This window comes from Candidatus Methanogranum gryphiswaldense (assembly GCA_019262145.1).
Taxonomy (GTDB): Archaea; Thermoplasmatota; Thermoplasmata; order Methanomassiliicoccales; family Methanomethylophilaceae; genus Methanogranum; species Methanogranum gryphiswaldense.
In genome coordinates this window covers 1,138,671-1,152,058 of the sequence record CP076745.1, presented here as the reverse complement: position 1 = coordinate 1,152,058, position 13,388 = coordinate 1,138,671, and the positions used below count along the sequence as shown (strand labels likewise).

Here is a 13,388-nt window from a genome sequence, read left to right as displayed (position 1 = left end):
CGGATTATTCAAGAGGATCCGCCATGTACATGTTAACAGAGGCCGAGAGGATTGTCCGTATCCCTCCTGTAGAGCTCAATGAGGATATTTCGAAAGTGATTGATGCACTTACTTGGGAGACCTACGAGGGTAGGCTAACGGAGGAGAAGACGGTCACAGTTCTCATAAGGAATGTTAGGTCCGTCGGGCCAGGTCGTATCGTCCACGGGGACGGGGCGGTCTATCAGACGGTAAAATATGAGCAGATTGTCTTTAAGCCAAAGGATAATGAGATCATCGTTGGTGTGGTAGTCGAGATCCTTAAGTTCGGAGCTTTCGTTAGGTTCGGACCGTTGGATGGACTTCTGCACATCAGCCAGGTCATGGATGACCGTGTGGACATCGATGAGGTCAACCAGAGGCTTGTCGGTAAAGATACAGGAAGAACGCTTGTTGTGGGAGATATCGTCAAAGCAAGGATCGTTAGTGTAGATCTCAACGAGAAGAATCCCCAGGACAGTAAGATCGGGCTTACCATGCGCCAGCCGGGACTCGGAAAGCTTCAATGGCTTGAGGATGACCGTAAAAGCAGACTCGGAGGCGAGGAGTGATGGTCGGGCCAGTTCTTAGAGCGTGTAAACAGTGTAACTTCATCACAGAGGATGATACATGTCCCCGTTGCGGAGGGTCCACATCCAAAGAGTGGCAGGGATATATCGCGGTCATCGATCACGAGAAATCCGATATCGCTCAAAAGATGGGAATCACGGCAAATGGGAGATATGCACTGAAGGTTCGTTAAGATGATGATTTCCAAGGGTAAGAGGATCCCGGAAGAAAAAAGGGATCTGTTCAAAAAATCCTTGGGAGACGACATCTTGGAGAACGAACTATCAAAACTTGACAGTAAGCAGATGCTTATCACGGTAGGCGACGTGGTATCGCTTGTCGTGAAGGAACACGGGATCACACCTACGCTTTCCATCTACGATGGGATGACGGAAAGGCGCGAGATGACCGAGTTCGCGACCTTTGTCAAAAGCAAAGGTCTAAAAGAGATCGTCGCGAGGAACGATGCAGGTACAATATCTGCGGAGCTCGTATCGGCGATAAAGAAAGCCCTCGAGGAACACATAAGGATAATATGTGTCGAAGGAGAAGAGGATCTGGCTACGATGCCATGTATACTCGTTGCACCTTTAGGCTCATATATAATCTATGGGTGGCCAGGGGTGGGGATGAAATTGATCACCACGGACAAAGACATCCAAAGGGAAATTGAACTACTCATAGAACAAATGGAGGAGTTAGAATGAAGATGGAAATTAAAGAGCAGAAAAAGAACCCTCTGATGAAGAGAGCAGAGGTTTACTTCACATTAGAGCATGTCGGACAGTCAACTCCCGGCAGGAATGTAATCGCGGAAGAGCTTTCAAAGAAGCTCAAGACAAAGAGAAACTGTGTAGTCATAGATTCGGTCGAGTCCGTTTACGGAATCGGGAAATCAGAAGGATACGCAAAGGTTTACGATTCCAAAGAGGCAGCACTCGAGTTCGAGAGTGAATATCTCTTGAAGAGGAATGGAATCGAGAAAGAGGCAGCACCCGCGGCGCCCGCTAAGGAGTGATTTGAATGGCAGCAGCAGCAAAAGCAAAAGCACCAGCTAAAAAAGCGGTAAAATCAAAGGCAAAGAAAGATGCGTACAAGATCGACGGCATCAAGTTAATCAGGACCAAACCCTCGTGCCCGAAGTGTGGACCCGGGGTCTTCATGGCGACGCACAAGGATCGTGTTTCTTGCGGGAACTGCGGTTACACCGAGTTCAGCAAGAAAGAATGATCGGAAGAATCTTCATTCGGCTCCCTCCCTCTCAAAGAGGAGCCTCAGGATCGCCGGGAGGAGTATCTAACCTCCTGGCAAACTATCTATCTTCCAGTAAAATCATTTTTGGTTTCATCGTTTTTAATGGGCTCGTAGTATAGCCTGGATAGCATAGGGGCTTCCGGAGCCTTAGACCCGGGTTCGAATCCCGGCGAGCTCACTTGTATGAGTCGCGTAAGCATATATTCCTGTGTTTGGTAATGTTTAAATTTATAAAATTAGATTACTTACTCATGTTCTGCCCTCAATGTGATAAAGTTGTTTTCTGTCCGTTGACCATATGTCCATCTTGTGGAGGTATAATGATAATGGATAATAGTTTCTGATTTTTTTGGGAAGAAAATTTTTGAATATGATCGAGAATTTTTACAATATTTTAGGTTTAAAATAATTTAATAGTTTCTGCAATGTTCATTTAGACGCATCAAAATACGATGGAATATGAATAATATTTTGAGTGTGTATTTGGGTCGGATTAATGGAGTAATAGTATTTTTATAAGTCTGGCTACATATTTTTTAGACAAAGTTTTAAATACTGTACAATTGAATTATTATTGCCTCTACTTGAGGTAAGGAAAGTGTTAGAATGGATGTAAAAGGAATACTCTACGCAATAGCTGCGTTCATCTTGTATTTGATCTTCGCGATCATCTACTTCATCATCCTCGCCTTCATCATAAAACTTGGAGTCGGGCTCGTTGGAGTAGGAGATGTCTCAGCAGACAGTCTCGCAATCGCAACAGCAATTCTCACAGCCGGTACAATCATTGCCGGTGGCGGAATTGGAAACAAATTCGAGTGATTTCGCATTAAGTGAAGGAAACTCGTCAAACCTCTTATTTTTCCTTTTCCACAATTATTACCGATATGAACGTCACAGTCTCTGTAACGCGATTATATATCCATGTTAACAAAATGTGCGGTCTTTGATCTTGATAAGAACAAATTAATCAGTGAAAGATATTCACCGTCTCATGGAACTCACCAAGGAAGAGCAGTCAATTCTTGATGGCGAGAAAGGCGAAGGTGTGCAAAAGGCCATGGAATTGGTCGTTGCGCTTGGAAAGGTTTATGGTGCGAAGAATCTGGTGAATATAACTTCTGCACATTTATCCGGAGCATCATATAAGACCATCGGAGATGGTGGTCTGAAGTATCTCGAGGATATTGTGGCCAGTGGCGCCAAGGTATCTGTATTGTCAACATTGAATCCTGTGGGAATGGACAGGAAAAGATGGAAAGAGATGCATATAAAGTCTGATTTTGCTGAGAAACAGCTCAAGATAATCGAACTCTATGGCAGTATGGGAATAAAGACGACATGTTCCTGCACACCATATGTTGGGGACAACGTTCCCAAGTTCGGGGATCATATCGCATGGGCAGAATCATCTGCTCTTTCTTTCGCAAATAGTTACATTGGAGCAAGGACAAACCGTGAGGGGGGTCCAGGGGCATTGGCCGCGGCAATAATAGGAAAGACAGCGAATTATGGGCTTCATCTTGATGAGAACAGGAAACCCACGGTCATAATCGATGCTGAAATAGATGGATCTGTATTCAGTCATTCCATGCTTGGTCAGGCGGTCGGTATGGCTATCGGAAGCGGCGTACCATATTTCAAAGGCATATCTCCAGTTCTGGAGGACGTTAAGACCATGGCCGCCGCAATGGCAGCATCTGGTTCAGTAGCATTGTTCCACGTAGAAGGAGTTACGCCTGAGGCCAACAAATTCGACATCACCGGTCTGGAGACCATCAAGATCGGCAAAGAGGAATTGAAGAAGGCATACGATAAGCTCAATACGGCAGATGATGTTCAGTTGATAGCTCTCGGATGTCCACATCTTACTGTCAAAGAGATGAAAGATATCGCTGCATTGCTCAAAGGAAAAAAGAAAAATAACAAGGACGTTGAGATATGGTTCTGTACGTCTGCATCCATCAGAGATCAGTGTCCTGAGGAAGTAAGGATAATGGAGAAGTTCGGACCTGTATTGGCGGATACATGCATGGTTGTTTCTCCGATAGAGGGAACATTCCAGCGTACAGGAACAGATTCTGCAAAAGCAGGCAATTATTTACCCACACTCTGTTCACAAAAAGCGATGTGCCATGACATATCATCGCTTCTGAAGGTGATCTCATGATGATCAAAGGAAGGGCGATATCTCAGGGACTTGTCAAGGGAAAGGTCGTAAAATTGGACGAAGCATTCAGTTTTCTTGGCGGTGTGGATACCGTTACAGGAGATCTGAGGGTCAGGGAAGGCAGCAACATCTCAGGTAAGGTTTTTGTTTTCACCAACGGAAAAGGAAGTACAGTGGGTTCGTTCGTAATGTATGATCTGATGGTTCATGGTAAGGCGCCTGTTGCGATCATAAATAAACTGGCGGAGACGATCGTCACGACCGGAGCCGTAATCTCGTCGATCCCTATGGTGGATATGATAGATACAGACCTTTTGAGGGAGGGAGATATTGTTACTGTTAATGGTACCGATGGTTCCGTTTGTATCGAGAGCGTCAGTTGTATAAGGACGGTATCTTCTGCCATTGTTGTCAATGGGAGGATCCTGGTCCTACACAGGCCGGAAACGGCCAGGTCGTTTCCAGGAGGGCACTCGCTTGTTGCTGGCAAGATAGAACCAGGGGAGTCCCCGATCGAGGCCTCTATAAGAGAGATAATGGAGGAAACTCAGATACCTGTTGGAAAACCAGACAAGGAGATGAAGCCTTTCTTTGTGAGAGAAGGCAACATTCTGTGGGAGGTCACGCCATTCATATACAGATTGGATTCTGCAGAACCTGTTTTGAACAATGAGAATGTAGAGTTTGAGTGGCTTACGATAGAAGAGATAAAGAAAGATCCCAAGATGGTCGTAAAGACATATGATGTTCTTCTCAAACTTCTTGATCCGTGAGATAAAATAAATTAAGTTGGGGGATTTCCCCCCGTTTTTTATTGTTCTGCTGAACTGATACCGATCTCGATGTCCTTTCCAGTAACGTCCCAGGTCTTGACCTCTTGTCCGTCAGGGCTGTCCGTGAATACCAATTTCTTGGCTCTGACCTCGGTTGAGATGTGATCCTTCCAGGTCTCGAACAATTCTACCAAGTATGGTTCGGCCCTTATGTCGCAGTTTATGTACTGTTCCACATTGAGCTTCATATCCTTGCGCATCTGCTGGATCCTGCGTATCAATTCTCTCGCATATCCCTCTGCCTCGATATCAGGGGTCACTTCAAAGTCGATGAATATCCTACCCTCGGTGAATTCCACAGGTTCCATATCAGTACTTTCTGCAAATCCTTGGGGTTTTATGTATCCGATCGTTTTGATATTCCCTTGTTGTGCAAGAACAGCATCAAAAATCCTGATAGAATCGTTCACCTTATCGTTGTTGCCACTGATGAAGACCTCTTTCAGCGGCCATCTGAGTTTGCTTCCCATCTTTGCTCTTTCTGAGGCCACGATCTCAATTATACCCTGTATGAGCGACATGCTGTATTCAAGTTCGTCATTGATCAATTCTTCATTGCAGTTGACCCAATCTTCCATGTGCACAGATTCTAATTTGCCGCCCATATGGAGGTATACCTCTTCTGCGATATGCGGAACGAAAGGTGCCATAACAAGTGCGGTGTTCATGATAGCATGGTGGAGTATGAAGTAAGATGCGACCTTATCGTTCTCAGCGTCTTCATTCTCTGACCAGCTTCTGTCCCTGACTAGACGTACATACCATCTGGAAAGATCCTCCATTATGTAGTTGTCAATGGCACGAGCCGCCTTGTGCAATTCTTTTGTTTCAAGGCCTTCCGTCACTGCTTTCTTCAGTTTTTCAGTTCTAGAAAGCATCCAGCGGTCTTCATTCCTCAGATATTTATCCACTGATCCCAAAGTATGGGCATCTGGATCATAATCGTCGATCATCATATAGGTCGATGCGAAATTGACCACATTCCAGAATGTGTTAAGGGTCTTTCTGGAGTTGCTGGGCCCACTGTTCTTCTCGGGGTTAGAGTTCTTGGGATTCCATTGGAATGACGTATCTTCCCAAGGGGCGTTGCTTTCCACCATATAGAGTCTCAATGGGTCTCTTCCTACCTTCTGTATGATCTCTGAGGGATCGACGGAGTTTCCTTTGGATTTGGAAAGTTTCTCACCCTTCATGTCCAGCATCCAACCGTGCATCATCACCTCATCATAGGGCGCCTTGTCGAAGGATACGACACCTGCACCTAATTGGGTGTAGAACCAACCTCTTGTTTGATCGTGTGCTTCAACTATGAATCTTGGAGGCCACCATGCATCGAATTCCTCTTTCTTTGCAGGATATCCAAGTTCTGCCCACGAGGCCACACCGGAGTCGAACCAAACATCAAGTACGTCTGGGATCCTGTGCATGGTTTGGCCGCATTTAGGGCATTTGAATGTCACGTTATCGATCCAAGGTCTGTGAGTGTCCATTCCTGGAGTATAACCATCTCCTGATTCCAGATCTTTGTACTGTCCTGCTATCTTGACCTCGCCGCATTTACATTCCCAGACAGGAAGCGGTATTCCCCAATATCTCTGACGGGTTATGCACCAATCTCTGGCGCCTTCCACCCAGTTCTTCTCTCTGGAGGCTCCGGCCCATTCAGGGGTCCATTTTACGCGATCAATTTCGCTCATCATCGTGTCTTTGACAGCAGGGATATTGATGAACCATTGGCGGGTGTTCCTGTATATTATGGGGGATTTACATCTCCAGCAATGTCCGTATCTGTGGGTCACCTTTTCGCTGTTGAAAAGAATCCCCTTTTCATTCAAATACAGGATGACGTCCTCGTTGACGGTCTTTACCTTACGACCAGACATCATCGGGAATTCATCAGTGTATCTTCCAGATTCTCCGACGGGACAGAATGGGGTAATGTTGTGTTTCTTTCCGGTCTCATAATCATCAGGACCGAACCCAGGTGCGGTGTGGACCAGACCTGTGTTGTCTTTTTCGACATAATCTGCATTCACGACCTTGAATGTCCATTCATTAGGCCTTGTATATTTGGGATCGATCTCGAAAGGCGGGATGTATTCCAGACCTTTGAGGTCCTTGCCCGACATTTTTCTGAGTATCTCCGAGGTCTCGTATCCTCCTTTCTTAACGACGTGAGTTATCTGTGATTCCATACAGATCACGGTCTCTGTTCCTTTGGGTCCAGAGAGCCTTACTTCGGCGTATTCGCATTCGGGATGCGCTGCGACAGCCATATTTGCCGGCAGTGTCCACGGTGTGGTCGTCCATATGACCAACGAGACGTCATTATTGTTCTTGAGCGGGAATCTTACCATGACCGAAGGGTCGGTCTCATCCCAATATTCTATTTCTGCCTCAGCTAACGCGGTCTCGCATCTAGGGCACCAGGTAACGACCCTGTTGGAGGGCTTAAGCAAGCCGCGGTCGTATGCGCGTTGCACCGTCCACCATGCTGATTCCATGAAATCGAGTCTGAGTGTTTGATAGGGGTGGTCCCAATCCATCCACACACCGAGGTCCTTGAACTGTTCGGTCATATCTGCTTGAAGGGCATATGCATGCTTCTTGCAGGCATCTACGAACTTGTCTATGCCTCCTTCTTCTATCTCTTTCTTTGAGTGGACACCTATCTTTTTCTCGACCTGTACCTCAATCGGCAGACCGTGCATGTCGAAACCAGGTTGATCGCGAACATTGTATCCCTTCATTCTCCAATATCTGATGAGTATGTCCTTGATCGTCTTGTTCAAAGCAGTACCGAGGTGGACGTTACCTGATGTATAAGGTGGGCCATCGACAAAATAAAATTTATCCCCGTTCGCCCTCAGTGCTTTGGTTTTTTCGTAAGCATTCACTGAGTTCCAGTAATTCTGGATCTCTTTCTCTATTGTTGGCGCATCATAATTAGCGCGGATCTGCTTTATCATCGCTCGTCCCCATTATGCCAGGGCTATCTTGCCTGACAGTAGCATAGGCTATCCTCATCGTGATTATATATTTAATCCAGGGAATTTAGGCGAAAAGAGTGGGCTTCAGGATCAGAACCAGCAATCCAGCGATCTTTGTTTTTTTCTTGCGCATTCATCATTACGGGCGTTTTCGATCTTATCCAGCGTTCCGTTAACTCTATCAGGTGAGAAATCGTATTGCATCATAAGTTCTAAGACGGCCGCCCTGTCTATTTCTACAGGTTTGAGTTGATAATCGTCAAAATGTTCGCCATTCAGGAATATGGTGCGTATCTCCTCGTATTCGGGTATCTCTTTGTCAAGATGTGGGAGTATATGTTCCAGATCTTTCATTTCTTTGACCAGTTTCAATCCTTTTTTAGGACCTATTCCAGAGATACCTTCATTGAAATCCGTCCCCATAAGTATGCACATGTCCACTAACTGTTCTCTTGTTATACCCAGAGATGTAAGGAAATCCTCAGTGGATATCAGCTCGGTCAACACATCCCTGTACATTTCCTTGCCGGGTATCTTTCTCCTTCCGGTTATGGTCATGTTCCTGACGAGTGTCGGTGTACCGAAGAGAAGCGAATCGAAATCTTGTGATGCTGCGGCATATACAGAACCTTTTTTGCACATGTATGCCGCCTGTGCCTCTCCGTCGGATGGGGCTTCCACCATTGGTAGGCCGAGAGCTTTTATGAGGCTCTTCGAAGACCCTCTGATCTCCGGTGTCATCCTGGAGGTCTGTTGTGCTTTGGAGAATGCCTTTTTCATATCGCCTGCTTCTTTGGCTTCTTCCCATTCCGCAGTGGCCTTTTCACGTCTTTCTTTCCTTTCATCTAATGTGGCTTTCTTAAGTTCGTTGGGTTTTCCATCAAAAACAAATATCGGTTCGATGCCTTGACAGATGAGATTGGATGTTCTGTATAGGATGCCAGATAATTGAGATGTAACGCGGCCTTCTTTGTCACAGAGAGGGCTGCCGTCAGGCTGTCTGATTATAGAAAGGAACTGATATATCATGTTGTAGGCATCAATCGCGACGGTCTTACCGCGAAGATCCGATAATTCTATCGTTTTGGGCTCCACAAGCCCTGACAGGTTAACTCCCATCAGAATACCTCATTTTATGTTTGGCGTATAGCCTTTCCAAAGTGCGATCTCAGAGGCCATGTCCTTAAGTTTGAATAGGGAACTTCCAGCGGCCAAAACCGTCGCTCCCGAATCAACACATATTCTTCCGGTCTCACGGTTTATGCCGCCGTCCACAGAGATCTCAAGTTTTGGATTGTGGTCATTTGCCCATTCTTTGACATATTCTATCTTTTTCAGGCATTCGTTTTTGAAACATTGTCCGCCGAATCCAGCTTGTACAGTCATAATGAGTACAAGATCCACTTCATCCAGATATTTGTCCAGATCTTTCACCGGTGTCGGAGGGTTCAGTGTGATGCCTGCTTTGAGGTTATTATCTTTTATTTTTTTCACAGCTGCCATGATATCGCCGTTAGATTCAGTATGCACGGTCAGCATGTCCGACCCTGCAGCCGCGAATGCATCGATGTACCTGAGTGGATCCTCGATCATCAAGTGCACATCAAAGGGTATTTTTGAAAGTGGGCGGATCGATTTTATAACAGACGGTCCAATTGTGATATTCGGCACGAACATACCGTCCATGACATCAAGGTGTGCCCAGTCCGCACCAGCTCTATCGATGCGGAGCAGTTCTTCTCCGAATTTGGAAAAATCTGCAGAGAGCATGGAAGGTGCAATCTTGGTCATATTTTTGCGTATATTTTACACCGATTTAAACATGACTCATATATTATCGAACTACCCAGATATTATTTTTCAGGAAAGTAATATATCTGATGTAGATTGATTTACCGTTATGGCAACAGCAAAGCACGCCACTGACATCAAGGTCTGCGATATAGCAGGTTGCGATAAAGAGGCTGAGAGGTCTCTTAACATAAAACTGGTTGTGGAAACTAACCTAAAACTCAAGAGTTCTGACCTACGCAACGTTCATCTCTGTAAGGAACATTATAAGGAATACAAGAAGGAATCCAAGGCCACAAGGGAATTGGATTCGGTGTATTGATGTAAGATGTTGGACATACTGTTCCTGGGTACAGGTGCCAGTTTGCCCTCTAGGGATAGGTCGCCACCATGTATCGCACTCCGTGGTGGTTCGGACATCATCCTTTTCGATTGCGGCGAAGGGTCGCAACGACAGATGATGATCTCCCCCTTTTCCTTCATGAAGGTAACAGGGATATTCATAACGCATCTGCACGGAGATCATGTTTTCGGGCTCCCAGGGCTTTTGCAGACCATGGGCATCTCCGGCAGAAAGGACCCATTGATAGTGTGCGGTCCGTCAGGGTTCAAGAAAGCCTTGGAGATGATGTTGAGCGTATGTGAAGGGCAGATAGACTACCCTCTGGACATAAGAGAACTGGAAGCAGGAGATGTTGTTGGATTCAAGGACCTGACCGTTTCCTGTTTCTCCACCATGCACAACATTCCTTCTCTGGGTTATGTCTTAAAAGAGAAGGACCAGAAAGGTAAATTCGATAAGGATAGGGCCATAGGATTCGGTCTTAAGTCTTCAGACTATGGGAAACTTCAAGATGGTCAGGAGGTCAACGGCATAACTCCAGATATGGTCATGGGTCCGCCCAGGCCTGGTTTGAAAGTAGTTTATTCCGGGGATACCACATCATGTGATCAGTCGATCGATGCAGCCATCGGTGCGGATCTTCTCATCCATGAGTCCACATATTGTGAGAGCGAGAGTGCATTGGCAGCAAAGCATTTTCATTCAACCTCCAAGCAGGCAGCGTTGATCGCAAAAAAAGCAGAATGCAAGAACCTGATCCTGGTACACATCAGCAATCGTTACGAGGATCGCAAGGTGGTGGAGAATGAGGCCCGGGAGATATTCCAGGATTCATATATCGCAGACGATCTTCAACTGTATCGTTTGAACAAGAGTGGGCTCAAATTAGTTTGAGCATATCTGCGTTGGTTATGAGTCCCACGATCTTTCCTTTTTTTGCCACTAGAACCGCGTTACAATCGCTCATCATCGTTGTTACAGCAGACACAGACGTATTCTCTGTGACAACTGGAAAGGATTCGTCCATTATGCTGGAAATTTCTGCATCTTTAAGATCTTCCATTGTTCTTCCGGATCTTAGTAGATCGAAGATTCCTCTTTCTGAAACGCTTCCCACCGGTGTTTCTCCCAAAAGTACAGGGAGTTGTGAAAAACCAGTAGTCCTCATGAGTTCTGTAGCCACATGAACTTTGTCCGTGCTCTGGACCGTCACAACGTTCTTTGACGCTACGTCTACTGCCATGAGTTCTTTCTTGTTCTCTTCGTTTATACGTTCTAGGGTTTCGAATAATTGTACAACCGTCTCGTAACTTGCAGCGATCTTTCCCCTCTCGATCTTTGCAATGGTGCTTTGACTGATCCCGGAAGCACGTGCAAGTTCAACTTGTGTGACTTCTAGTCCTTTGCGTATTTTCCGTATATCGGATGCAGGCGGGAATTTCATATATATGACGTATAAAATATTCCTATATGATTATTATTGTCAATTCTATTTATGTATTATTAACAGATACAAAACTTTACTTCAAATTATTCGTCATTATGACGTACAGAAGGTAATTAACATGGCTGCAGAAAAGAAGAAGAATATCTATGTGAGCGGTGTCAATGAGATACCCCTTCCCCAGAGACAGATAGAGATAGTAGAAAGAAAAGGAATAGGACATCCCGATTCTGTCGCAGACGCGTTAGCAGAGGAAGTCAGTAAATCCCTTTGTAGAATGTACATCAAAGAGGTAGGATATGTTCTCCACCACAATACCGATGAGACGCAGATCGCGGCAGGGCAGGCATCGACCAAGTTCGGCGGCGGACACATCATCGACCCTTCGTACATCCTTCTTGTAGGACGCGCTACAACAAAGATCGACACTGGAAAGGACGTAATCGACCTTCCATGCAAACCAGTCGCATTGAAAGCGGCAAGGAAATACCTCGACAAGACCTTCCCCAACCTGGATGTTGATTCAGAAGTTGTCCTTGATGCAAGGCTCGGAATGGGTTCCGATGATCTGACAGGCGTATACAAGGCATCAGGTCACCTTGCAAACGACACATCATTTGGAGTAGGATATGCGCCGTTCTCAGTTACAGATACAGTTGTTCTCAAGACCGAGGAGTTCATCAACGGTAAGATGAAGAAAACCATTCCAGCATCCGGACAGGATGTTAAAGTAATGGCATCCAGGGTCAACAACAAGATAACTCTGACGGTCGCATGTGCTATGGTCGATAAATACATCGAGGATGCGGCAGCATACCAATCAATAATCAAAGAGATGCACAGTGCCATCTATGACAATGCTCTCAAGGTTGTTGGAAAAGAGAAAGTGAGCATAGAACTGGACATCAACACTGGTGACGATTACAAGAGAGGCGTATATTACCTTACATGCACCGGAATGTCCCAGGAGATGGGAGATGACGGATCTGTCGGAAGAGGTAACAGATGCAACGGTCTCATCACACCTTACAGACCGATGTCCATGGAAGCAACATCTGGTAAGAACCCGATAACGCATATTGGAAAGATCTACAACATAATGTCCAAGTTAATGGCTGACGACATTGCAAAGAAGGTCACAGACGAGGCAGAGATCCGCGTAAGGATCCTTTCTCAGATCGGAAAGCCCGTATCACATCCTTTGAACTGTTCTATCGACATAGTCTCCGTTGGTGCTGACAGCAATCCCAAGCTTGGCAAGTGGAAATCTGAAGCAGAAGCGATCGCTAATGACTGGCTTGACAATGTTGATAAAGTTACAGAGCTTATCGTCAATGGAAAGGTAAGGACGTTCTGAGAACGTTCTCCGGTCAGGGTTGAGAAAATGAAAATAATGGAGGTCCCACAATTCGGTCCAATGTTCCGTTTTAACGACGCGAACATCTATTGGGCACTCCATCTTCTTTCCGACGGAAGGAGGATGGGTAGGAAAAGTCTTGCAGATCTCATCGGAATCGGTGAGGGAAGCATGCGCAGGATAATTGACACATTGAAAGAGTGGGATTTTATACTGGTCAAACAGACAGGGATCTCCATTACAAAAGCCGGGCTTACATTCTTGCACCAGATACCGGTAAAGGTCGTAGAGGTTCCTGCGATCCCTGGGTCAGTTGTAGGGGATTATTGGCAGGGTGTTCTTGTGTATGGTGTTTCCGATAAGATCGGTAACGGCATGCAACAACGTGATGCCGGCATAAAGGTAGGTGCGGCCGGTTGTACAACTATAATAATCAGGGACGGAAATCTGATGATCCCTCCGGATTGGATATTGGATGAAAGGGACCCAGCGATCGCATATACCATACGTAAGGACACAGGCATCACACAGAGCGATGTTTTGATCATCGGTGCAGGGTATTCAAAGGCTGTGGCCGTAGAAGCGGCTTTGAACGCAGCGTTCGAGTTGATCTGACCA

At 45.8% G+C, this 13,388-nt stretch carries 16 protein-coding genes and 1 tRNA gene; 13 read left to right on the top strand and 4 right to left on the bottom strand.

The window, feature by feature from the left end:
• Window positions 1-23 precede the first annotated feature (23 nt).
• From KRP56_05880 to KRP56_05840, 9 genes are all read left to right on the top strand, one after another.
• Complete coding sequence (locus tag KRP56_05880; GenBank protein ID UAL07358.1) at window positions 24-590, top strand: DNA-directed RNA polymerase; 567 nt, start codon at window positions 24-26, stop codon at window positions 588-590.
• Entirely contained in the window at window positions 587-781 is a 195-nt protein-coding gene (locus KRP56_05875) for a DNA-directed RNA polymerase, subunit E'' (GenBank protein ID UAL07357.1), read from the top strand. Before KRP56_05880 ends, KRP56_05875 begins: the two co-directional genes overlap by 4 nt.
• 1 nt (window position 782) lies before the next feature.
• On the top strand, window positions 783-1,295 hold the full coding sequence (locus tag KRP56_05870; protein ID UAL07356.1) for a DUF359 domain-containing protein: 513 nt from the start codon (window positions 783-785) through the stop codon (window positions 1,293-1,295).
• Entirely contained in the window at window positions 1,292-1,606 is a 315-nt protein-coding gene (locus KRP56_05865) for a 30S ribosomal protein S24e (protein ID UAL07355.1), read from the top strand. Before KRP56_05870 ends, KRP56_05865 begins: the two co-directional genes overlap by 4 nt.
• Window positions 1,607-1,611: 5 nt before the next feature.
• The gene (locus KRP56_05860; protein UAL07354.1) at window positions 1,612-1,818 is read left to right on the top strand and encodes a 30S ribosomal protein S27ae; all 207 of its coding nucleotides are present in this window, start codon (window positions 1,612-1,614) and stop codon (window positions 1,816-1,818) included.
• A gap of 128 nt (window positions 1,819-1,946) precedes the next feature.
• Window positions 1,947-2,020, top strand: a tRNA-Arg gene (locus tag KRP56_05855).
• A gap of 428 nt (window positions 2,021-2,448) precedes the next feature.
• Entirely contained in the window at window positions 2,449-2,664 is a 216-nt protein-coding gene (locus KRP56_05850; GenBank protein UAL07353.1) for a hypothetical protein, read from the top strand.
• Between the two features lie 172 nt (window positions 2,665-2,836).
• A complete protein-coding gene (locus tag KRP56_05845) occupies window positions 2,837-4,012 on the top strand; it encodes an aconitase X catalytic domain-containing protein (protein UAL07352.1) in 1,176 nt (391 codons plus the stop codon).
• A complete protein-coding gene (locus KRP56_05840) occupies window positions 4,009-4,785 on the top strand; it encodes a DUF126 domain-containing protein (GenBank protein UAL07351.1) in 777 nt (258 codons plus the stop codon). The genes KRP56_05845 and KRP56_05840 overlap by 4 nt, the downstream gene beginning before the upstream one ends.
• A gap of 38 nt (window positions 4,786-4,823) precedes the next feature.
• Here the strand turns inward: KRP56_05840 and ileS are convergent, their stop codons facing one another.
• From ileS to rpe, 3 genes are all read right to left on the bottom strand, one after another.
• Window positions 4,824-7,814 carry an isoleucine--tRNA ligase gene (gene ileS, locus KRP56_05835; protein UAL07350.1) on the bottom strand — a complete coding sequence of 997 codons (2,991 nt, stop codon included), beginning with the start codon at window positions 7,812-7,814 and terminating at the stop codon, window positions 4,824-4,826.
• A gap of 111 nt (window positions 7,815-7,925) precedes the next feature.
• Complete coding sequence (gene fen, locus KRP56_05830; GenBank protein UAL07349.1) at window positions 7,926-8,954, bottom strand: flap endonuclease-1; 1,029 nt, start codon at window positions 8,952-8,954, stop codon at window positions 7,926-7,928.
• 9 nt (window positions 8,955-8,963) lie between these two features.
• Window positions 8,964-9,626, bottom strand: a complete 663-nt coding sequence (gene rpe, locus KRP56_05825) for a ribulose-phosphate 3-epimerase (protein UAL07348.1) — start codon at window positions 9,624-9,626, stop codon at window positions 8,964-8,966.
• 109 nt (window positions 9,627-9,735) lie between these two features.
• Between rpe and KRP56_05820 the strand changes: the two genes are divergently transcribed.
• Together KRP56_05820 and rnz are read left to right on the top strand one after the other, a co-directional pair.
• The gene (locus tag KRP56_05820; GenBank protein UAL07347.1) at window positions 9,736-9,948 is read left to right on the top strand and encodes a hypothetical protein; all 213 of its coding nucleotides are present in this window, start codon (window positions 9,736-9,738) and stop codon (window positions 9,946-9,948) included.
• A gap of 6 nt (window positions 9,949-9,954) precedes the next feature.
• Window positions 9,955-10,863, top strand: a complete 909-nt coding sequence (rnz, locus tag KRP56_05815; GenBank protein ID UAL07346.1) for a ribonuclease Z — start codon at window positions 9,955-9,957, stop codon at window positions 10,861-10,863.
• Here the strand turns inward: rnz and KRP56_05810 are convergent.
• Complete coding sequence (locus tag KRP56_05810; protein UAL08481.1) at window positions 10,850-11,380, bottom strand: CBS domain-containing protein; 531 nt, start codon at window positions 11,378-11,380, stop codon at window positions 10,850-10,852. The two genes, rnz and KRP56_05810, sit on opposite strands and share 14 nt — an antisense overlap.
• A gap of 154 nt (window positions 11,381-11,534) precedes the next feature.
• On the opposite strand from KRP56_05810, the gene KRP56_05805 reads away from it, so the two are divergent.
• Entirely contained in the window at window positions 11,535-12,770 is a 1,236-nt protein-coding gene (locus KRP56_05805) for a methionine adenosyltransferase (protein ID UAL07345.1), read from the top strand.
• Between the two features lie 60 nt (window positions 12,771-12,830).
• Window positions 12,831-13,385, top strand: coding sequence for a hypothetical protein (locus tag KRP56_05800; GenBank protein ID UAL08480.1), 555 nt, complete (start codon window positions 12,831-12,833; stop codon window positions 13,383-13,385).
• Window positions 13,386-13,388 lie beyond the last annotated feature (3 nt).

Excerpts from the sequence above, each read along its gene's own strand:
- KRP56_05880 (UAL07358.1), top strand. The coding sequence starts at position 24 with ATGTACATGTTAACAGAGGCCGAGAGGATTGTCCGTATCCCTCCTGTA.
- KRP56_05870 (UAL07356.1), top strand. The coding sequence starts at position 783 with ATGATGATTTCCAAGGGTAAGAGGATCCCGGAAGAAAAAAGGGATCTG.
- KRP56_05865 (UAL07355.1), top strand. The coding sequence starts at position 1,292 with ATGAAGATGGAAATTAAAGAGCAGAAAAAGAACCCTCTGATGAAGAGA.
- KRP56_05860 (UAL07354.1), top strand. The coding sequence starts at position 1,612 with ATGGCAGCAGCAGCAAAAGCAAAAGCACCAGCTAAAAAAGCGGTAAAA.
- KRP56_05850 (UAL07353.1), top strand. The coding sequence starts at position 2,449 with ATGGATGTAAAAGGAATACTCTACGCAATAGCTGCGTTCATCTTGTAT.
- KRP56_05845 (UAL07352.1), top strand. The coding sequence starts at position 2,837 with ATGGAACTCACCAAGGAAGAGCAGTCAATTCTTGATGGCGAGAAAGGC.
- KRP56_05840 (UAL07351.1), top strand. The coding sequence starts at position 4,009 with ATGATGATCAAAGGAAGGGCGATATCTCAGGGACTTGTCAAGGGAAAG.
- ileS (UAL07350.1), bottom strand. The coding sequence starts at position 7,814 with ATGATAAAGCAGATCCGCGCTAATTATGATGCGCCAACAATAGAGAAA.
- fen (UAL07349.1), bottom strand. The coding sequence starts at position 8,954 with ATGGGAGTTAACCTGTCAGGGCTTGTGGAGCCCAAAACGATAGAATTA.
- rpe (UAL07348.1), bottom strand. The coding sequence starts at position 9,626 with ATGACCAAGATTGCACCTTCCATGCTCTCTGCAGATTTTTCCAAATTC.
- KRP56_05820 (UAL07347.1), top strand. The coding sequence starts at position 9,736 with ATGGCAACAGCAAAGCACGCCACTGACATCAAGGTCTGCGATATAGCA.
- rnz (UAL07346.1), top strand. The coding sequence starts at position 9,955 with ATGTTGGACATACTGTTCCTGGGTACAGGTGCCAGTTTGCCCTCTAGG.
- KRP56_05805 (UAL07345.1), top strand. The coding sequence starts at position 11,535 with ATGGCTGCAGAAAAGAAGAAGAATATCTATGTGAGCGGTGTCAATGAG.
- KRP56_05800 (UAL08480.1), top strand. The coding sequence starts at position 12,831 with ATGTTCCGTTTTAACGACGCGAACATCTATTGGGCACTCCATCTTCTT.